Below are 19,179 nucleotides of genomic sequence, written 5' to 3' on the forward strand. Positions count from 1 at the left end.
GAATGTCTCGTGTTGCAAAAGCACCCGTCGTCATTCCTGCCGGCGTAGAGGTAAAACTCAACGGTCAGGTTATTTCGATAAAGGGTAAGAACGGCGAGCTGACTCGTACCGTCCATAGCGCTGTTGAAGTTAAGCAAGAAGAAAATACACTGACTTTCGCTCCACGCGAAGGCGCTGTAGACGGTTGGGCCCAAGCGGGTACCACTCGTGCACTGCTTAACGCAATGGTCGTTGGTGTTACCGAAGGCTTCACTAAGAAGCTTCAATTGGTAGGTGTAGGTTACCGTGCCGCAGTTAAAGGCAACGTGGTGAATTTAGCTTTAGGCTTCTCTCATCCAGTTGACCATGAATTGCCGGCTGGCATCACTGCAGAATGCCCGACCCAAACTGAAATCGTGCTGAAAGGCGCTGATAAGCAGGTGATTGGTCAGGTTGCAGCAGATTTACGTGCCTACCGTCGTCCTGAGCCTTATAAAGGCAAGGGTGTCCGTTACGCCGACGAAGTCGTGCGTACCAAAGAGGCTAAGAAGAAGTAAGGTAACACTATGGATAAGAAAGCAGCTCGTATCCGTCGTGCGACCCGCGCACGCCGCAAGCTCAAAGAACTGGGTGCGACTCGCCTGGTGGTACATCGTACCCCACGCCATATTTACGCGCAGGTTATTGCACCAAACGGTTCAGAAATTTTGGTAGCAGCTTCTACTGTAGAAAAAGCTATCAATGAGCAATTGAAGTACGCCGGCAACAAAGATGCCGCCGCAGCTGTAGGTAAAGCTGTTGCAGAGCGCGCATTGGAAAAAGGGATCACGAAAGTATCCTTTGACCGTTCCGGTTTCCAATATCATGGTCGAGTCCAGGCACTGGCAGATGCTGCCCGTGAAGCTGGCCTTCAGTTCTAAGGTAGAGGTGTAAGATGTCACACATCGAAAAACAAGCTGGCGAACTGCAGGAAAAGCTGATCGCGGTAAACCGCGTATCTAAAACCGTAAAAGGTGGCCGTATTTTCAGCTTTACCGCACTGACAGTAGTTGGTGATGGTAACGGTCGCGTTGGTTTTGGCTACGGCAAAGCACGCGAAGTTCCGGCAGCGATCCAGAAAGCGATGGAAAAAGCCCGTCGCGCTATGATTAATGTTGCTTTGGATAACGGTACTCTGCAGCACCCAGTTAAAGGTGCTCACACAGGTTCTCGTGTATTCATGCAACCAGCTTCTGAAGGTACCGGTATCATCGCCGGTGGTGCAATGCGCGCCGTCTTGGAAGTTGCAGGGGTTCATAACGTATTGGCCAAGGCCTATGGTTCTACTAACCCGATCAACGTGGTTCGTGCAACTATTGCAGCTCTGGAAGATATGAAATCCCCAGAAATGGTCGCTGCCAAGCGTGGTAAGTCCGTCGAAGAAATTCTAGGGAAATAACCATGGCAAAGACTATTAAAGTAACTCAAACAAAAAGCAGTATCGGTCGTTTGCCGAAACATAAGGCAACTCTGATCGGTTTAGGTCTGCGTCGTATTGGTCATACTGTAGAGCGTGAGGATACTCCCGCTGTGCGTGGTATGGTCAACTTGGTTTCCTACATGGTTAAAGTTGAGGAGTAACAGATGCGTTTAAATACTCTGTCTCCGGCTGAAGGTGCCAAGCATGCGCCGAAGCGTGTAGGTCGTGGTATCGGTTCTGGCCTGGGTAAAACTGCTGGTCGTGGTCACAAAGGTCAGAACTCACGTTCTGGTGGTGGCGTACGTCGTGGTTTTGAAGGTGGTCAGATGCCTTTATATCGTCGTTTGCCGAAATTCGGCTTCACCTCTCGCAAAGCTATGATCACGGCAGAAGTTCGTCTGTCTGAACTGGCTTTAGTGGAAGGCGACGTAATCGACCTGAACACGTTGAAAGCCGCTAACGTTGTTGGTACCCAGATTGAGTTCGCGAAAGTTATGCTTTCAGGCGAAATCACTCGTGCGGTAACTCTTCGTGGTCTGCGTGTCACCAAAGGCGCTCGTGCTGCTATCGAAGCTGCTGGCGGTAAAATTGAGGAATAAGTAGCAGATGGCTAAGCAACCAGGATTAGATTTTCAAAGTGCTAAAGGCGGATTAGGCGAACTGAAGCGCAGACTTTTGTTTGTTATCGGTGCGCTTATTGTTTTCCGTATCGGCTCTTTTATTCCGATTCCTGGTATCGATGCCACTGTGCTTGCTAAATTGCTCGAGCAGCAGAGAGGGACCATCATTGAAATGTTTAACATGTTCTCTGGTGGTGCTCTCAGTCGTGCTTCTATCTTTGCCTTGGGTATCATGCCGTATATTTCGGCATCGATTATTATCCAACTGTTAACGGTGGTTCATCCAGCGTTAGCAGAGATAAAGAAAGAAGGGGAGGCTGGCCGTCGTAAGATTAGCCAGTACACCCGTTATGGCACGTTGGTATTGGCTATATTCCAATCGATCGGTATTGCTACCGGTCTGCCGAATATGCCTGGGATGCAAGGTCTGGTAATCAATCCAGGCTTTGCTTTCTACTTTACCGCTGTTGTTAGCTTGGTCACTGGGACTATGTTCCTGATGTGGCTGGGCGAACAGATTACTGAGCGTGGTATCGGTAACGGTATTTCAATCATAATCTTTGCTGGTATTGTTGCTGGTCTTCCACCTGCAATAGCCCATACCATCGAGCAAGCTCGGCAAGGCGACCTGCACTTCCTCCTGTTGCTGTTGGTTGCAGTATTAGTGTTTGCAGTAACCTTCTTCGTTGTTTTCATTGAACGTGGTCAGCGTCGTATCGTCGTTAACTATGCTAAACGTCAACAAGGTCGTCGTGTTTATGCAGCACAGAGCACACACTTACCGTTGAAAGTGAATATGGCCGGGGTTATCCCAGCAATCTTCGCTTCCAGCATAATTCTGTTCCCTGCCACGATTGCATCATGGTTTGGGGGTGGGACAGGTTGGAACTGGCTGACGACTATTTCGATGTATTTGCAGCCGGGACAGCCGCTTTATGTGTTACTCTATGCGTCTGCAATCATCTTCTTCTGTTTCTTCTACACGGCGTTAGTGTTTAACCCGCGTGAAACAGCAGATAACCTGAAGAAGTCCGGTGCATTCGTGCCAGGAATTCGTCCGGGAGAGCAAACGGCGAAGTACATCGATAAAGTAATGACGCGTCTAACCTTAATTGGTGCGATGTATATTACTTTCATCTGCCTGATCCCGGAGTTCATGCGTGACGCGATGAAAGTACCATTTTACTTTGGTGGTACCTCCCTACTTATCGTAGTGGTGGTCATCATGGACTTTATGGCTCAAGTGCAAACTCTGATGATGTCTAGTCAATACGAGTCTGCATTGAAGAAAGCAAACCTGAAAGGCTATAACCGCTAATTCAGGGATGTTTGAGAAGTTACGGAGAGTAAAAATGAAAGTTCGTGCTTCCGTCAAGAAATTATGTCGTAACTGCAAAATTGTTAAGCGTAACGGTGTCGTTCGCGTAATCTGCAGTGCCGAACCAAAGCATAAACAGCGTCAAGGCTGATTTATCTTGCATATTTTTCTTGCAAAGTTGGGTTGAGCTGGCTAGATTAGCCAGCCAATCTTTTGTATGTGACTGCAATACTATTTGAGTATCCTGAAAACGGGCTTTTCAGAATGGTATTGCTGTATAAAATAGTAGGAGTGCATAGTGGCCCGTATAGCAGGCATTAACATTCCTGATCAGAAACATACCGTAATCGCGTTAACTGCGATCTACGGCATCGGTAAAACCCGTTCACAGGCTATCTGTGTTGCTGCGGGTATTGCTGAAAATGTTAAGATCAGTGAGCTGTCTGAAGAGCAAATCGAGAAGCTGCGTGACGAAGTTGCCAAGTACGTTGTAGAAGGTGATCTGCGTCGTGAGGTGACCCTGAGCATCAAGCGTCTGATGGACCTTGGGACTTATCGTGGTTTGCGTCATCGTCGTGGTCTACCAGTTCGCGGTCAGCGTACTAAGACCAACGCACGTACCCGTAAGGGTCCGCGTAAACCGATCAAGAAATAATCGGGGTGATTGAATAATGGCAAAGGCACCTATTCGTGCACGCAAGCGTGTAAGAAAGACAGTCTCTGACGGTGTGGCTCATATCCATGCTTCTTTCAACAACACCATCGTTACTATTACAGATCGTCAAGGTAACGCATTGGGTTGGGCAACAGCAGGTGGTTCCGGTTTCCGTGGATCTCGTAAGTCTACTCCGTTTGCAGCGCAAGTTGCAGCAGAGCGCTGCGCTGACGCAGTGAAAGAATACGGTATCAAGAATCTGGAAGTTATGGTTAAAGGACCTGGTCCGGGCCGTGAGTCTACTATCCGTGCGTTAAACGCGGCTGGTTTCCGCATCACTAATATTACTGATGTGACTCCGATCCCTCATAACGGTTGTCGTCCGCCGAAAAAGCGCCGCGTATAACGCTGCTTTTAGGTTTGTTGGAGAGAGAAAATGGCAAGATATTTGGGTCCTAAGCTCAAGCTGAGCCGTCGTGAGGGCACAGACCTGTTCCTTAAGTCTGGCGTTCGCGCGATTGACACCAAGTGTAAGATTGAACAACCACCTGGCCAGCACGGTGCGCGTAAACCGCGTCTGTCTGACTACGGTGTGCAGTTACGTGAGAAACAAAAAGTTCGCCGTATCTATGGTGTTCTAGAACGTCAATTCCGTAACTACTATAAAGAAGCAGCACGTCTGAAAGGCAACACAGGTGCAAACCTGTTGCAACTGCTGGAAGGTCGTCTGGATAACGTAGTTTACCGTATGGGCTTTGGCGCAACTCGTGCTGAATCACGTCAGCTGGTTAGTCATAAAGCTATCATGGTAAATGGTCGCGTTGTTAACATCGCTTCTTATCAGGTATCTCCGAATGACGTAGTCAGCATCCGTGAGAAAGCTAAAAAGCAGTCTCGTGTTAAGGCAGCTTTGGAGCTGGCTGAGCAGCGTGAAAAGCCGACTTGGCTGGAAGTTGATGCTGTCAAGATGGAAGGTGTGTTCAAACGTATTCCTGAACGTACTGATCTGTCTGCGGACATTAACGAACACCTGATCGTCGAGCTTTACTCCAAGTAAAGCTTAGTACCAAAGAGAGGACACAATGCAGGGTTCTGTGACAGAGTTTCTAAAACCGCGCCTGGTAGATATCGAGCAAGTCAGTTCGACGCACGCCAAGGTGACCCTTGAGCCGTTAGAGCGTGGCTTTGGCCATACTCTCGGCAACGCACTGCGCCGTATTCTGCTTTCATCTATGCCGGGTTGCGCGGTGACCGAGGTTGAGATTGATGGTGTACTGCATGAGTACAGCACCAAAGAAGGCGTACAGGAAGATATCCTGGAGATCCTGCTCAACCTGAAAGGGCTGGCGGTGAGAGTTCAGGGTAAAGATGAAGTTATTCTTACCCTGAATAAGTCTGGCATTGGCCCTGTGACTGCAGCCGATATCACCCATGACGGGGATGTCGAAATCGTCAAGCCGCAGCACGTTATCTGCCACCTGACCGATGAGAACGCATCTATTAGTATGCGTATCAAAGTTCAACGTGGTCGTGGTTATGTGCCGGCTTCTGCCCGAATTCATTCGGAAGAAGATGAGCGCCCGATTGGTCGTCTGTTAGTAGACGCATGCTATAGCCCTGTAGAGCGTATTGCCTACAATGTTGAAGCAGCGCGTGTAGAACAGCGTACCGACCTGGACAAGTTGGTTATCGAGATGGAAACCAATGGTACGATCGATCCTGAAGAGGCGATCCGCCGTGCGGCAACTATCTTGGCTGAACAGCTTGAAGCTTTCGTTGATTTACGAGATGTACGTCAGCCGGAAGTTAAAGAAGAGAAGCCAGAGTTCGATCCGATCCTGCTGCGCCCTGTTGACGATCTGGAATTGACTGTCCGCTCTGCTAACTGCCTCAAGGCAGAAGCTATCCACTACATCGGTGATCTGGTACAGCGTACCGAGGTTGAGTTGCTGAAAACGCCGAACCTGGGTAAAAAATCTCTTACTGAGATTAAAGACGTGCTTGCTTCACGTGGTCTTTCTTTAGGCATGCGCCTAGAAAATTGGCCGCCAGCTAGCATTGCTGACGAGTAACCGGATCACAGGTTAAGGTTTTACTGAGAAGGATAAGGTCATGCGCCATCGTAAGAGTGGTCGTCAACTGAACCGTAACAGCAGCCATCGCCAGGCTATGTTCCGTAACATGGCCGGCTCTTTGGTTCGTCATGAGATAATCAAGACGACCCTGCCGAAAGCGAAAGAGCTGCGTCGCGTTGTTGAGCCGCTGATTACTCTTGCCAAGACCGACAGCGTAGCTAATCGTCGTCTGGCATTCGCCCGTACTCGTGATAACGAGATCGTGGCAAAACTGTTTAACGAGCTAGGCCCGCGTTTCGCGAGCCGCGCCGGTGGTTACACTCGCATTCTGAAGTGTGGCTTCCGTGCAGGCGACAACGCACCGATGGCTTACATCGAGTTAGTTGATCGTGCTGCATCGCAAGCAGAAGTAGTTGCTGCAGAGTAATCTGTAAACGCGTAAAAAAACCGGGCTTGCCCGGTTTTTTTACGTCTACAATTCAGTGATATGCGTTTATCCTTCCCATATATTGTCAATCCTCTCTTATTATTTTGCTACCGATCCTTTAACCTTAACTATTCTTCGATTTTATAAAGTCTGATCTCCTGGTCGTGATATGGAATTAATTGATGAATGGGCGGAACGACGCATTATTGATGCTCAGCAAAAGGGCGAACTCGATAATCTGTCAGGCAGCGGTAAACCACTACAGCTAGATGATGACTCCCTAGTTCCTCTTGATTTGAGAGCAGGTTACAGATTACTGAGAAATGCAGGGTACCTCCCCGTTGAATTACAGGATCGTCAAGAAGCACTTACTGTCGCCGAATTGTTGTCACAGATAGATAAGCAGCACGACAACTACCAGAATTTACATAAGCGCTTGGCATTATTAGAACTGAGATTGAGACAAGCAGGGTTTAGCACTGACTTTCTCCATCAGGAGTACCAACATAAAATGGTCGATAAACTGTCAAAAGAGGAGTAACTAAATGTTAAAAATTGGGCAACTCGCTAAACTGGCAGATGTTACACCAGATACTATTCGCTACTATGAGAAACAAGGAATGATGGATCATGGCAAACGGACAGAAGGCGGTTACCGACTGTATAGTGAACAAGATTTACAGCGTTTACGTTTTATCCGCTATGCGAAGCAGCTCGGGTTTACATTAGAAACTATCGCCGAATTACTGTCGATTCGTGTCGATCCTGAACATCATACCTGTCAGGAATCAAAAGCAATTGTGGATTCTCGATTACATGATGTGGAAAGTAAGATAACTGAGTTTAAAAGAATGCGTGAATCACTAAAACGCCTTAGTAATGCCTGCTGCGGAAGTACTCATGCAACGACTTATTGTTCTATTCTGGAAGCACTGGAACAAGGGGCGACTGAAGAATCAGCTAAAGACTAAATTTTAGGTGGGTAGTTTAAATCAGCTTACATTAGCAGTATTATGCGTAGGATTTTTAATCAATAAATTTATCAGTGAGGTTTTATTATGGCGGTATATCGACATACCAAGGGGAAAATTAAAGATAATGCGCTAGAGGCATTACTCCATGACCCACTTTTCAGGCAACGTATCGAGCAGAACAGTAAAGGAAAAGGAAGTTATCGGCGTAAAGAAAAATACGCAAAAGGTAGTAACTGGGAGGCCAGTGGTAAGCAATCAATAGATTCATTACCACTGGTCTTCTGATTTGAAAGCAGTAAGAAGCCATCATATGATGGCTTTTACGTTTATCAAAACTGAACTTACTTTGATTGCTGCGCTTTCAGTAAATCACGAATCTCGGCTAACAGCTTTTCTTCTGTTGTTGGTGCTGGCGGTGCTGTAGGCTCTTCCGCTTTTTCACGGCGCATTTTATTCATTAGCTTCACGGCGGAAAATATAGCGAGCGCCACAATAACAAAATCGAAAATGCTCTGAATGAATGTACCGTATTTCATTACTACAGCAGGTATAGTCCCTTCAGCAGCACGTAATATGAAATGGAATTGCTTGAAATCGACCCCCCCAAGCAATAAGCCAAGTGGCGGCATGATGATGTCGGCGACAAGTGAAGAAACAATTCTGCCAAATGCGGCACCAATAATTACCCCGACTGCCAAATCGACCACATTGCCACGCATGGCAAATTCACGAAATTCCTTCATAAAACTCATAAATGACACCCCCTTTAAAAATGAATGACTTAATCTTAGCTAAATAAAACTCGATAGAACCATAATTATAGAAAATTTTCCCACTATCTACGGAAATAGTTTTAATTTATAAATGGGTTCGAACTAGTTAATTATTAATAATTACAGGAAGAATGGGCTTGGTTGGAACAACCGCTCCACATCGGGCACGAATTTTTTGTGAGTAATAAACATCACTACGTGGTCACCCTGTTTAATTATGGAGTTGCTGTTGGCAATGATAACCTCATCCCCACGTACAATTGCCCCAATGGTAGTACCTGGTGGTAACTTTATATCCTCAACCATTCGGCCAACAACTTTTGATGTGGTTTCATCACCGTGGGCAATTGCTTCGATTGCCTCAGCCACACCCCGCCTTAATGAAGAAACACTGACAATATCCGCTTTACGGACATGACCTAAAAGGGCTGAAATAGTGGCCTGCTGCGGTGAGATGACAATATCAATAACGCTTCCTTGAACCAGATCGACATAGGCGCTACGTTGGATTAATACCATTGCCTTTTTTGCGCCCATCCGTTTTGCCAGCATCGCGGACATAATATTGGCTTCATCGTCATTGGTAATGGCAATAAAGACATCGACCTGTTCAATATGCTCTTCTGCCAGCAGTTCCTGGTCTGACGCATCGCCATAAAATACAATAGTATCGTGTAACATCTCGGCTAATTCGGCGGCTCGCTGCGGGTTACGCTCAATTAATTTTACACTGTAATCTTTTTCTAATCGTAGGGCTAAACCGGCTCCGACATTACCACCGCCAACAATCATAATGCGCTTATAGGGTTTTTCAAGACGTTGTAACTCACTCATTACAGCGCGGATATGCTGTGAGGCAGCAACAAAGAAGACTTCATCACCTGCTTCAATGATAGTGGAGCCCTGTGGACGAATTGGTCGATCTTGACGAAAGATTGCTGCCACTCTGGTATCAATATGAGGCATGTGTTCACGCAGAGAGGATAATGCATTCCCCACCAATGGGCCGCCATAATAGGCTTTTACCGCCGCAATACTGACTTTACCTTCAGCAAAATTAACTACCTGTAATGCACCAGGATATTCGATAAGTTTATAGATATTATCGATAACTAGCTGTTCCGGTGATATCAAATGGTCAATGGGTACCGCTTCTGGCAGAAAAAGCTTATCAGCTTCACGAATATATTCAGCCGAACGGATACGTGCGATGCGATTTGGTGTATTAAATAGTGAATACGCAATTTGGCAGGCAACCATATTGGTTTCATCAGAATTGGTCACTGCAACCAACATATCGGCATCTTCAGCCCCCGCTTCCCGCAAGACTCTCGGATGCGATCCATGCCCTTGTACCACACGCAGATCAAATTTATCTTGCAACTGGCGTAGGCGGCCAGAGTCAATATCCACAACGGTGATATCGTTGTTCTCGCCTACCAGATTTTCTGCCAGGGTTCCGCCAACTTGCCCCGCCCCAAGAATAATTATTTTCATAGCGTTCTCTGTTCCACACTGAAATTAGGTTTTGAGGCATAGCCAAAGCCACGATTATCTTTTGATTAACTTCGCATAAAAGAAACCATCGCCATCCTCAGGGTGTGGCAAGTTTTGTTTACCGGGAGTCACGTTAGTACCAGTTTCAACCAATTCTGCTTCACAATGCCGTTGCAGGAAAGCGGCTATCTGTTGCTGATTCTCTTGCGGTAATATCGAACAAGTAGCATAAACCATTACGCCACCTTTCTTCAGTCTAGGCCAGATAGCTTCAATGATCTCAGATTGTAATTCTGCCAGGTCGGCAATATCACTGTCTCGGCGCAACCATTTGATATCAGGGTGGCGACGAATCACACCGGTGGCAGAGCAAGGTGCATCTAGCAGAATACGATCAAATTGCTGATCGTCACACCATGCATCCGGGGTTCGACCATCGCCGACTCGCACCACAGCATGTAATTTCAGACGTTGTAAATTTTCCTTAACCCGGCTGAGCCGTTGTTCATCAATATCCACAGCTAATACATGTGCTTTTGGCGCAGCTTCGAGGATGTGTGTTGTTTTACCGCCCGGAGCGGCACATAAATCAAGGATCTGTTCACCATTTTGCGGATCAAGCAGATCAACACAACCTTGGGCTGAAGCATCTTGCACTGTTACCCAGCCTTGTTCGAAACCAGGCAGATCATTGACGGCGCACGGGGCAATAAGCCGTACTGCATCGGGATAAAAGGCATGAGGTTCTGCATCTATCTCCGCTTGCTTTAACAGCTCGAGATATTCACCGCGGGTATGATGGAGACGATTTACCCGCAGCCACATTGGTGGCTTTTGGTTATTCGCGTCCACAATCTGCTGCCATTGTTCTGGATAGGCTTGCTTAATACGCGCTAATAACCAGCTAGGATGCAGGTAACGGCTATCACTATTTGCAGCGCGCTCCAGTAATTCCACTTGCTGACGTTGGAATTGACGTAGTACACCGTTGATCAACCCTTTTAGTTGCGGACGTTTCAGCGCAGTGGCACCTTCAACCGTTTCGGCTAAAGCAGCATGTGGCGGAATCCGGGTATAAACCAACTGGTATAGCCCGATCATAATCAGGTAGTGAAAAACACGCTGTTTACCGGTCATTGGGCGCGCCATCAACTGCTGGATACACCACTCTAGCTGTGGTAGAACACGCAAAGTGCCAAAACACAACTCCTGTAGCAATGCGCGATCTTTATCTGAAATATTTTTCTGTAGCCCAGGCAAAACGGTACTGAGCGATTGCCCCTGATCCAATACCTGGCTAATTGCTTTAGCAGCGATGCTGCGGAGATTATATGTGTTTTTCATAACCAAAAAAGCCGACAAACGTCAGCAAATAAAGGGAAAGTGGCCCGATGATGAAGTATCGGGCGATGAAACCTACATCCGTCATCTTTCAAGTTGCAGGGGTGTTGGCTGCTCTCGCTACTTGGCCATCTCTGGACCGGCCTTCCTGCATCTTGACATCTATTAGGTATATAGCTGTAGCTGCTGAGTTATTATGCTAGTTGACTACCGGGCGCAAACCATTCGCGACGTGAATTTAATAAGTCAGCTGCGGACATGGCTTTCTTGCCGGCTGGTTGCAGTTGCGTGATATTTAAAACGCCATCTGCGGTAGCCACTTGGATCCCATGTTTATCTGCATGAATGATGGTTCCGGGCTTGGTATTATCTACTTTAGGAAGTACCTGTGCCTGCCAGACCTTGATGAGCTGTTCATCAACGACAAAATAGCTAACTGGCCAAGGATTAAAAGCACGAATACAGCGTTCTAACTGAGCCGCAGAAAGTGACCAATCTAATTTGGCCTCCTCTTTACTTAGCTTTTCTGCATAAGTGGCTTGTGCCTCATTTTGTACTTCCGGCTGTGCACTGCCTTGCGCTAATTGCTGCAATGTTATCAATAAGCCCTGAGGCCCTAATTGCGCCAGCTTATCGTACATTGTCGCACTGGTATCATCCGGCTGAATATCACATTCAATTTTATGCAGCATATCCCCGGTGTCTAGTCCAACATCCATTTGCATGATTGTTACCCCAGTTTTTGCATCACCGGCCCATACTGAACGTTGGATAGGCGCAGCACCACGCCAGCGTGGTAATAGGGAACCATGGACGTTAATACAGCCTAATCGCGGCATTGCCAAGACAGATGCAGGCAAAATCAGACCATAGGCAACCACGACCATAATATCAGCATTCAGATCAGCCACGAGATGTTGGTTCTCCTCGGGCCGTAGCGATTTCGGCTGAAAAACGGGAATACTTTGTTGTTCTGCCAATACCTTCACTGGGCTCGGGGTCAGTTTATTACCTCGGCCAGCGGGGCGGTCCGGTTGAGTGAAAACACCAACAATCTGATGTTGGGAAGACAACAACGCGCCAAGATGGCGCGCTGCAAAATCAGGAGTTCCTGCAAAAATAATCCGCAAAGAGTCAGACACGTTGGTTTCCTGCATTAGATGGGGTTAGTCGGCTCGGGCATTTAACTTGGCCATTTTCTCCAACTTTTGGCGGATACGCTGACGTTTCAGCGGCGATAAATAGTCCACAAACAGTTTGCCAACCAAATGGTCCATTTCGTGCTGAATACAGATTGCTAATAAATCATCCGCTTCCAGTTCGAACGGTTTACCATCACGGTCCAGCGCTCTGATTTTTACTTTTTCAGCGCGAGGGACTAATGCCCGTTGCTCAGGAATTGATAAGCAACCTTCTTCAATGCCGGTTTCACCGCTTTTCTCCAACAGCTCTGGGTTAATCAACACCAGGCGTTGGTCACGATTTTCCGAAACATCAATCACGATAATTTGTTTATGAACATCCACTTGGGTTGCGGCAAGGCCAATGCCTTCCTCTGCGTACATGGTCTCGAACATGTCGTCCACAATACGCTGGATTTCACCATTGACTTCTTTTACCGGCGCAGCAATTTTGCGCAGCCGCTCATCTGGGTAATGTAATACTTGTAATACTGACATAAATATCTAGATCTGCGTCCGAGTAGTGAATGATATTCAATCTCTATTCTAGACATTTCCGGCTCTGATTGACAGCATCGTCTACCAATTGAACAAATCGGTGTCAGCATAGAAAGCAAGCCAGGGAGGCAATATGTTAGCGGCTGAATTATGGCTCAGGATGAGCAAGGTTAAGGGATTTGGGGTAGCGAAAAGCAGTGCATTGGTCAGACGGTTACTTGCCCGTGGTGATGTCCACCCCGGCAGATTGGCTGCTTACGGATTGGATGCTCAGCAATGCCAGCAGTTTTATCAAGTAGATCCTCGCTATATTGAGGCCAGTTTAACTTGGCTGAGTCAGCCTTCTCACCACTTAGTAGCCTACGGTGAGCCAAGCTATCCACCCCGTTTGGCTCATATCTCTGCCGCTCCTCTGGTGCTGTTTGTTTCTGGCGAGCTGGATGTGTTGTATCGCTCTCAGATTGCCATGGTGGGTAGCCGTCATTTCAGCCACTATGGTGAGCAGTGGGGCTGTTACTTTGCTTCAGAACTGGCTCGAACGGGGTTGGTTATCACCAGTGGTCTGGCAATTGGGATTGATGGGATTTGTCATCAAGCGGCTTTGAATGCTAAAGGAAAGACCATCGCGGTATTAGGTAGTGGGTTGGAGAACATATATCCACGTCGACATCGTCATCTGGCCAAAGACATTGAGTGCCAAGGCGGGGCTCTGGTCTCAGAGTTTTTGACAACAGCATTGCCGGTCGCTGCCCATTTCCCCAGAAGGAATCGTATTATCAGTGGGCTAAGTTCTGCTGTATTAGTGGTTGAAGCTACGCTGAAAAGTGGCTCTTTGATTACTGCCCGCTATGCTATAGAGCAAGGGAGAGATGTTTTTGCTTTACCGGGGCCATTAGGGAGTGCAACCAGCGAAGGTGTGCACTGGCTGATTCAACAAGGCGCATATCTGGCGAGGTCAGCACAAGAGATAGCTACACAAGTGGGCGGTTCACTTCAATGGGTATCATTGCCCGAGAAAGTAACTATTTCTGCATCAGAGGAGCAAGTTGAATTGCCATTTGCTGATGTGTTGGCTAACGTAGGAGATGAGGTGACACCCGTTGATGTCGTCGCCGAACGTGCCGGCCAACCTGTGCCAGATATCGTCAGCAAATTGCTTGAGCTGGAGTTAGCAGGGTGGATCGCAGCTGTACCCGGCGGCTATGTCCGATTAAGGAGGGCAGGCCATGTTCGACGTTTTAATTTACTTATTTGAAACTTATATGCATAACGAGTCGGAAATGCTTGTTGATCAAGACAAGATTACTGACGATCTTGCGGACGCAGGTTTCTATCGTGAGGATATCAACAACGCCCTGAACTGGTTAGAGGCTCTCGCAGACCTACAAGAAGGGCAGAAAGCACCTTATCTTTATGCTGCTGATCCGCAAGCATTGCGGATTTATACGGCGGAAGAAGCCCAACGTCTGGATACCACTTGTCGCGGCTTCATCCTATTTCTTGAGCAAATTCAGGTGTTACATCTTGATACCCGTGAGATGGTCATCGACCGTATTATGGCATTGGACTCTAATGAGATTGACTTGGAGGATCTCAAATGGGTTGTGCTGATGGTGCTGTTTAACATACCGGGTTATGAAAGTGCCTATCAGCAGATGGAAGAGCTACTTTTTGAAGTCAATGAAGGTTATTTGCACTAAGTGGTAGTATCGCTGGCTAATAACCTTATATAGAAGGCGTTATGACGAAAACAGTTATTGCCAAGGATAATGGGTCGTGTCCTGAATGCGGATCGGCTTTAGTCATTCGTAGTGGGGGTCATGGCCCATTCCTTGGTTGTTCACATTATCCCGGCTGCCAGTACATGCGCCCGTTGAAAGCGCAATCTGATGGGCATATCGTGAAAGTTCTTGAAGGACAATATTGCCCTGAATGCGGTTCAGAAATGGTGTTACGGCAAGGGCGTTTTGGTATGTTTATTGGTTGTAGCCAATATCCACAATGTGATCATACGGAAGTTATTGATAAGCCTGATGAAACATCGATTGATTGCCCACAATGTGGCCAAGGCAAGTTACTACAGCGCAAGTCCCGGTTTGGAAAGATCTTCCACGCCTGCAATCGCTATCCCGATTGCCAGTTTACAATTAATCAGCAACCCATTGCCGGAGAGTGTGCGTATTGCCACTATTCATTGTTAATGGAAAAGAGAACCGCGCAAGGTGTAAAACGTTTTTGCGCTAGCAAGTTATGTGGGAAGGCAGTGGTAAGTGAGTAATAACAGCGTGAATAAACAAGAAAATAGTGGTGCTTTGTCAGATGTATTGCGGGCTTTGCAACAAGAAGAGGTCATCGCTTATCCAACAGAAGCCGTTTTTGGTTTAGGTTGTGACCCTGATAGTGAAAAAGCAGTAAATGCTTTATTAGCTTTAAAACAGCGGCCATGGCAAAAAGGTTTGATCTTAATCGCCGCTAACTATGAGCAGTTGAAGCCATATATTGATGACTCAATGCTGAATACAGCGCAACAGGAAATGCTCTTCTCCTGTTGGCCTGGGCCCGTAACATGGGTTATTCCAGCGCGAGCTAAGACACCGCGTTGGTTAACGGGCAGTTTTGGCTCATTGGCTGTAAGGGTGAGTGACCACCCACTGGTACAGCAGCTTTGCTCGCAATATGGCAAGCCACTGGTTTCAACCAGTGCCAACTTAAGCGGTCGCGAGCCATGCCGTACAGAAGCTGAAGTGAGAATGCAATTTGGCCCTTTTCTCCCTGTGCTCTCTGGCGAGGTGGGTGGTCGTTTGAATCCGTCTGAAATAAGAGATGCGTTAACCGGTAAGCAATTTCGCCAAGGATAGAAAGTAGCATGGATCAGAATTTCGCAGTGTTTGGTAACCCCATTGGGCACAGTAAGTCGCCAAGGATTCATGCGCTTTTTGCCGAGCAGACAGGTATAGAGCATCAATACGGTATGGTATTAGCCGCTCATGGCGCTTTTGAGGAAACGTTAACGTCGTTTTTTGCAGATGGTGCATTAGGCGCGAACATTACCACGCCGTTTAAAGAGCGCGCTTATGCCAAATGTGATGAACTAACCGATCGTGCGTCACTGGCAGGTGCTGTCAATACTATCAAGCAACTAGAAGACGGGCGCTTGTTAGGTGATAATACGGACGGTATTGGTTTGCTCAGTGATCTTGAGCGCCAGGGTTTGATCCGAGTCTCTGATCGGATCTTATTGGTGGGCGCGGGGGGGGCTGCTCGTGGTGTGATCTTGCCGTTACTCTCTTATGGATGCACTGTGGTCATCACTAACCGGACTTATAGCCGCGCACAGCAGCTTGCCGAAGTCTTTCATCATTTGGGTGATATCGAGGCTGCCGAAATGCAGGCGCTGAGCGGGCAGCAGTTTGACTTAATCATAAATGCTACCGCTGCTGGAATTCATGGCGAAGTACCAAACTTATCTAAAGATATTATGAGTCCTGCAACACGTTGCTATGACATGTTTTATCAAGTGGGGGATACACCATTTTTAGCTTGGGCTAAGCAGTTGGGTGTGGCGAGTTACGCTGATGGCTTAGGGATGCTGGTGGGGCAGGCAGCCCATGCTTTCAAACTTTGGCATGGCGTGATGCCACAGATAACACCGGTGCTAAATAAGTTGCGTGATGAACTGAGTCGATAGAAAGATATTCAATAATGCAGGGAAGATGATGACTTACTCCCTGCATCTTATGTTACTGCTTATTTAGTTTCTGCCAGATAGTCATCTTTCCAGCGTACGTAGTTGCTTGCAGAATAAAGTAGGCCTTCTAATTCTGCCGGCGTTAAAGGGCGAACTTGTCTGGCTGGGCTCCCCATATAGAGGTAACCACTGACTAATCGTTTACCTGGGGAAACCAGACTCCCCGCGCCAATCATCACATCATCTTCGATAACTGCACCATCTAACAAAATAGACCCCATCCCCACCAGTACCCGATTGCCAATAGTACAACCGTGGAGCATCGCTTTATGGCCAACAGTAACGTCTTCACCAATAACCAGGGGGTTCCCTTCAGGATTATGCTCTGAATGATGGGTTACGTGTAACACACTACCATCTTGAATATTTGAACGAGCGCCAATGACGACCTGATTAACATCACCACGAATAGCAACCAACGGCCAGACACTGACATCATCACCCAAAATGACATTACCAATGATCACGCTCGATCCATCGATCATCACGCGTTTACCAAGAGTAGGTGAATAATGAAGATAAGGGCGGATAGGGTCGGACATAGCAATAGCCTCTCAATAAGATCACACTTTACCGGCAATACTAGCCTTTGCTGATGGAATTACAACCAATCGACCGCAGGGATCATAGGGAAAATGCAGCGGATCGACCAAGATCTGCACGTAAGGAGTGAAAAGTATTCAAACAGTAGAAAAAGGCGAAAAAAGAGTTGTGCAAAAAATTCGACTCCCTATAATGCGCATCCATCGAGACGGCACACAACGAATCAAGTAGTTAAGTGACCGGCAAAGAGAACAGAGAAATTCAACGAAATTAGTAGTTGACTCTGAATGAGGAAAGCGTAATATGCGCACCTCGCGTTACCAACCACCGGTTGCTAACGCACTGCTCTTTAACAATTTATCAGACAATCTGTGTGGGCACTCGCAAGACGATATCGAAGCCTGTTTCGGCAGGCAGAAGCAATATCAAAGTCTTGAAGAGTGACCAAAGCAGTACACATTTGAACTTCGGTTCGAATGCTTATTTGCAGAAAGTAATCTTTGAGCATCGCTGCTTTTATTAGTAGCAAATCAAACAAATCTTAAATTGAAGAGTTTGATCATGGCTCAGATTGAACGCTGGCGGCAGGCCTAACACATGCAAGTCGAGCGGCAGCGGGAAGTAGTTTACTACTTTGCCGGCGAGCGGCGGACGGGTGAGTAATGTCTGGGAAACTGCCTGATGGAGGGGGATAACTACTGGAAACGGTAGCTAATACCGCATGACCTCGCAAGAGCAAAGTGGGGGACCTTCGGGCCTCACGCCATCGGATGTGCCCAGATGGGATTAGCTAGTAGGTGGGGTAATGGCTCACCTAGGCGACGATCCCTAGCTGGTCTGAGAGGATGACCAGCCACACTGGAACTGAGACACGGTCCAGACTCCTACGGGAGGCAGCAGTGGGGAATATTGCACAATGGGCGCAAGCCTGATGCAGCCATGCCGCGTGTGTGAAGAAGGCCTTCGGGTTGTAAAGCACTTTCAGCGAGGAGGAAGGCAATCGTGTTAATAGCACGGTTGATTGACGTTACTCGCAGAAGAAGCACCGGCTAACTCCGTGCCAGCAGCCGCGGTAATACGGAGGGTGCAAGCGTTAATCGGAATTACTGGGCGTAAAGCGCACGCAGGCGGTTTGTTAAGTCAGATGTGAAATCCCCGCGCTTAACGTGGGAACTGCATTTGAAACTGGCAAGCTAGAGTCTTGTAGAGGGGGGTAGAATTCCAGGTGTAGCGGTGAAATGCGTAGAGATCTGGAGGAATACCGGTGGCGAAGGCGGCCCCCTGGACAAAGACTGACGCTCAGGTGCGAAAGCGTGGGGAGCAAACAGGATTAGATACCCTGGTAGTCCACGCTGTAAACGATGTCGACTTGGAGGTTGTGCCCTTGAGGCGTGGCTTCCGGAGCTAACGCGTTAAGTCGACCGCCTGGGGAGTACGGCCGCAAGGTTAAAACTCAAATGAATTGACGGGGGCCCGCACAAGCGGTGGAGCATGTGGTTTAATTCGATGCAACGCGAAGAACCTTACCTACTCTTGACATCCACGGAATTTAGCAGAGATGCTTTAGTGCCTTCGGGAACCGTGAGACAGGTGCTGCATGGCTGTCGTCAGCTCGTGTTGTGAAATGTTGGGTTAAGTCCCGCAACGAGCGCAACCCTTATCCTTTGTTGCCAGCACGTAATGGTGGGAACTCAAGGGAGACTGCCGGTGATAAACCGGAGGAAGGTGGGGATGACGTCAAGTCATCATGGCCCTTACGAGTAGGGCTACACACGTGCTACAATGGCAGATACAAAGTGAAGCGAACTCGCGAGAGCAAGCGGACCACATAAAGTCTGTCGTAGTCCGGATTGGAGTCTGCAACTCGACTCCATGAAGTCGGAATCGCTAGTAATCGTAGATCAGAATGCTACGGTGAATACGTTCCCGGGCCTTGTACACACCGCCCGTCACACCATGGGAGTGGGTTGCAAAAGAAGTAGGTAGCTTAACCTTCGGGAGGGCGCTTACCACTTTGTGATTCATGACTGGGGTGAAGTCGTAACAAGGTAACCGTAGGGGAACCTGCGGTTGGATCACCTCCTTACCTAA

At 47.7% G+C, this 19,179-nt stretch carries 27 protein-coding genes and 1 rRNA gene; 22 read left to right on the forward strand and 6 right to left on the reverse strand.

What is annotated here, in order from left to right:
* The first annotated feature begins 2 nt into the window (after window positions 1-2).
* The 15 genes from rplF to V1952_RS00505 all read left to right on the forward strand — a co-directional run bounded on the left by rplF (window position 3) and on the right by V1952_RS00505 (window position 7,792).
* Window positions 3-536 (forward strand): 50S ribosomal protein L6, encoded by a 534-nt coding sequence (gene rplF / locus V1952_RS00435; RefSeq protein WP_004391415.1) that lies wholly within the window; start codon window positions 3-5, stop codon window positions 534-536.
* A gap of 9 nt (window positions 537-545) precedes the next feature.
* Window positions 546-899: a 50S ribosomal protein L18 gene (gene rplR, locus V1952_RS00440; protein ID WP_004391413.1), complete on the forward strand. Its 354-nt coding sequence runs from the start codon at window positions 546-548 to the stop codon at window positions 897-899.
* 14 nt (window positions 900-913) lie between these two features.
* Window positions 914-1,417, forward strand: coding sequence for a 30S ribosomal protein S5 (rpsE, locus tag V1952_RS00445; RefSeq protein WP_004391412.1), 504 nt, complete (start codon window positions 914-916; stop codon window positions 1,415-1,417).
* Window positions 1,418-1,419: 2 nt separating this feature from the next.
* Window positions 1,420-1,599, forward strand: a complete 180-nt coding sequence (gene rpmD, locus V1952_RS00450; protein WP_002213339.1) for a 50S ribosomal protein L30 — start codon at window positions 1,420-1,422, stop codon at window positions 1,597-1,599.
* A 3-nt stretch (window positions 1,600-1,602) separates the two neighbouring features.
* On the forward strand, window positions 1,603-2,037 hold the full coding sequence (gene rplO / locus V1952_RS00455) for a 50S ribosomal protein L15 (RefSeq protein WP_004391411.1): 435 nt from the start codon (window positions 1,603-1,605) through the stop codon (window positions 2,035-2,037).
* Between the two features lie 7 nt (window positions 2,038-2,044).
* Window positions 2,045-3,376 carry a preprotein translocase subunit SecY gene (gene secY / locus V1952_RS00460; RefSeq protein ID WP_002213344.1) on the forward strand — a complete coding sequence of 444 codons (1,332 nt, stop codon included), beginning with the start codon at window positions 2,045-2,047 and terminating at the stop codon, window positions 3,374-3,376.
* 34 nt (window positions 3,377-3,410) lie between these two features.
* Window positions 3,411-3,527: a 50S ribosomal protein L36 gene (rpmJ, locus tag V1952_RS00465; RefSeq protein ID WP_002227352.1), complete on the forward strand. Its 117-nt coding sequence runs from the start codon at window positions 3,411-3,413 to the stop codon at window positions 3,525-3,527.
* A gap of 147 nt (window positions 3,528-3,674) precedes the next feature.
* Entirely contained in the window at window positions 3,675-4,031 is a 357-nt protein-coding gene (gene rpsM, locus V1952_RS00470; RefSeq protein ID WP_004702348.1) for a 30S ribosomal protein S13, read from the forward strand.
* Window positions 4,032-4,047: 16 nt separating this feature from the next.
* A complete protein-coding gene (rpsK, locus tag V1952_RS00475; RefSeq protein WP_004709234.1) occupies window positions 4,048-4,437 on the forward strand; it encodes a 30S ribosomal protein S11 in 390 nt (129 codons plus the stop codon).
* 30 nt (window positions 4,438-4,467) lie between these two features.
* Window positions 4,468-5,088: a 30S ribosomal protein S4 gene (rpsD, locus tag V1952_RS00480; protein WP_002218949.1), complete on the forward strand. Its 621-nt coding sequence runs from the start codon at window positions 4,468-4,470 to the stop codon at window positions 5,086-5,088.
* A gap of 25 nt (window positions 5,089-5,113) precedes the next feature.
* Window positions 5,114-6,103: a DNA-directed RNA polymerase subunit alpha gene (locus V1952_RS00485; protein WP_002438685.1), complete on the forward strand. Its 990-nt coding sequence runs from the start codon at window positions 5,114-5,116 to the stop codon at window positions 6,101-6,103.
* Between the two features lie 40 nt (window positions 6,104-6,143).
* Window positions 6,144-6,533: a 50S ribosomal protein L17 gene (rplQ, locus tag V1952_RS00490; protein ID WP_004391407.1), complete on the forward strand. Its 390-nt coding sequence runs from the start codon at window positions 6,144-6,146 to the stop codon at window positions 6,531-6,533.
* A 169-nt stretch (window positions 6,534-6,702) separates the two neighbouring features.
* Window positions 6,703-7,074: a DnaJ family domain-containing protein gene (locus V1952_RS00495; protein ID WP_083161165.1), complete on the forward strand. Its 372-nt coding sequence runs from the start codon at window positions 6,703-6,705 to the stop codon at window positions 7,072-7,074.
* A 4-nt stretch (window positions 7,075-7,078) separates the two neighbouring features.
* Window positions 7,079-7,504, forward strand: a complete 426-nt coding sequence (zntR, locus tag V1952_RS00500) for a Zn(2+)-responsive transcriptional regulator (RefSeq protein WP_372560349.1) — start codon at window positions 7,079-7,081, stop codon at window positions 7,502-7,504.
* A gap of 87 nt (window positions 7,505-7,591) precedes the next feature.
* Window positions 7,592-7,792: an alternative ribosome-rescue factor A gene (locus tag V1952_RS00505; protein ID WP_372560350.1), complete on the forward strand. Its 201-nt coding sequence runs from the start codon at window positions 7,592-7,594 to the stop codon at window positions 7,790-7,792.
* Window positions 7,793-7,848: 56 nt separating this feature from the next.
* On the opposite strand, the gene mscL is transcribed toward V1952_RS00505, so the two are convergent.
* The 5 genes from mscL to def all read right to left on the reverse strand — a co-directional run bounded on the left by mscL (window position 7,849) and on the right by def (window position 12,797).
* Window positions 7,849-8,259 carry a large-conductance mechanosensitive channel protein MscL gene (mscL, locus tag V1952_RS00510; protein ID WP_420074198.1) on the reverse strand — a complete coding sequence of 137 codons (411 nt, stop codon included), beginning with the start codon at window positions 8,257-8,259 and terminating at the stop codon, window positions 7,849-7,851.
* 141 nt (window positions 8,260-8,400) lie between these two features.
* A complete protein-coding gene (gene trkA / locus V1952_RS00515; RefSeq protein WP_372560351.1) occupies window positions 8,401-9,777 on the reverse strand; it encodes a Trk system potassium transporter TrkA in 1,377 nt (458 codons plus the stop codon).
* Between the two features lie 54 nt (window positions 9,778-9,831).
* Window positions 9,832-11,121: a 16S rRNA (cytosine(967)-C(5))-methyltransferase RsmB gene (gene rsmB, locus V1952_RS00520; RefSeq protein ID WP_420072127.1), complete on the reverse strand. Its 1,290-nt coding sequence runs from the start codon at window positions 11,119-11,121 to the stop codon at window positions 9,832-9,834.
* 191 nt (window positions 11,122-11,312) lie between these two features.
* On the reverse strand, window positions 11,313-12,260 hold the full coding sequence (fmt, locus tag V1952_RS00525) for a methionyl-tRNA formyltransferase (protein ID WP_083161155.1): 948 nt from the start codon (window positions 12,258-12,260) through the stop codon (window positions 11,313-11,315).
* A gap of 24 nt (window positions 12,261-12,284) precedes the next feature.
* On the reverse strand, window positions 12,285-12,797 hold the full coding sequence (def, locus tag V1952_RS00530) for a peptide deformylase (protein WP_083161153.1): 513 nt from the start codon (window positions 12,795-12,797) through the stop codon (window positions 12,285-12,287).
* Between the two features lie 133 nt (window positions 12,798-12,930).
* Here def and dprA point away from each other — a divergent pair, with 133 nt between their 5' ends.
* From dprA to aroE, 5 genes are read left to right on the forward strand one after another with little or no spacing between them, the layout of a single operon-like run.
* On the forward strand, window positions 12,931-14,052 hold the full coding sequence (dprA, locus tag V1952_RS00535) for a DNA-protecting protein DprA (RefSeq protein ID WP_372560354.1): 1,122 nt from the start codon (window positions 12,931-12,933) through the stop codon (window positions 14,050-14,052).
* The gene (locus V1952_RS00540) at window positions 14,024-14,497 is read left to right on the forward strand and encodes a DUF494 family protein (protein WP_032906609.1); all 474 of its coding nucleotides are present in this window, start codon (window positions 14,024-14,026) and stop codon (window positions 14,495-14,497) included. The genes dprA and V1952_RS00540 overlap by 29 nt, the downstream gene beginning before the upstream one ends.
* 41 nt (window positions 14,498-14,538) lie before the next feature.
* Window positions 14,539-15,075 (forward strand): type I DNA topoisomerase, encoded by a 537-nt coding sequence (locus tag V1952_RS00545; protein ID WP_372560355.1) that lies wholly within the window; start codon window positions 14,539-14,541, stop codon window positions 15,073-15,075.
* 7 nt (window positions 15,076-15,082) lie between these two features.
* Window positions 15,083-15,655, forward strand: a complete 573-nt coding sequence (gene tsaC / locus V1952_RS00550; protein WP_372560691.1) for an L-threonylcarbamoyladenylate synthase type 1 TsaC — start codon at window positions 15,083-15,085, stop codon at window positions 15,653-15,655.
* 8 nt (window positions 15,656-15,663) lie between these two features.
* Entirely contained in the window at window positions 15,664-16,485 is an 822-nt protein-coding gene (aroE, locus tag V1952_RS00555) for a shikimate dehydrogenase (RefSeq protein ID WP_372560356.1), read from the forward strand.
* A 59-nt stretch (window positions 16,486-16,544) separates the two neighbouring features.
* On the opposite strand, the gene V1952_RS00560 is transcribed toward aroE, so the two are convergent.
* On the reverse strand, window positions 16,545-17,087 hold the full coding sequence (locus V1952_RS00560) for a gamma carbonic anhydrase family protein (RefSeq protein ID WP_083161145.1): 543 nt from the start codon (window positions 17,085-17,087) through the stop codon (window positions 16,545-16,547).
* 304 nt (window positions 17,088-17,391) lie between these two features.
* Here V1952_RS00560 and V1952_RS00565 point away from each other — a divergent pair, with 304 nt between their 5' ends.
* Window positions 17,392-17,532, forward strand: coding sequence for a hypothetical protein (locus V1952_RS00565; protein ID WP_186368661.1), 141 nt, complete (start codon window positions 17,392-17,394; stop codon window positions 17,530-17,532).
* Window positions 17,533-17,631: 99 nt separating this feature from the next.
* Window positions 17,632-19,174, forward strand: a 16S ribosomal RNA gene (locus V1952_RS00570).
* Window positions 19,175-19,179 lie beyond the last annotated feature (5 nt).

Source organism: Yersinia sp. 2542 StPb PI (genome assembly GCF_048593855.1).
Classification (GTDB): domain Bacteria; phylum Pseudomonadota; class Gammaproteobacteria; order Enterobacterales; family Enterobacteriaceae; genus Yersinia; species Yersinia enterocolitica_E.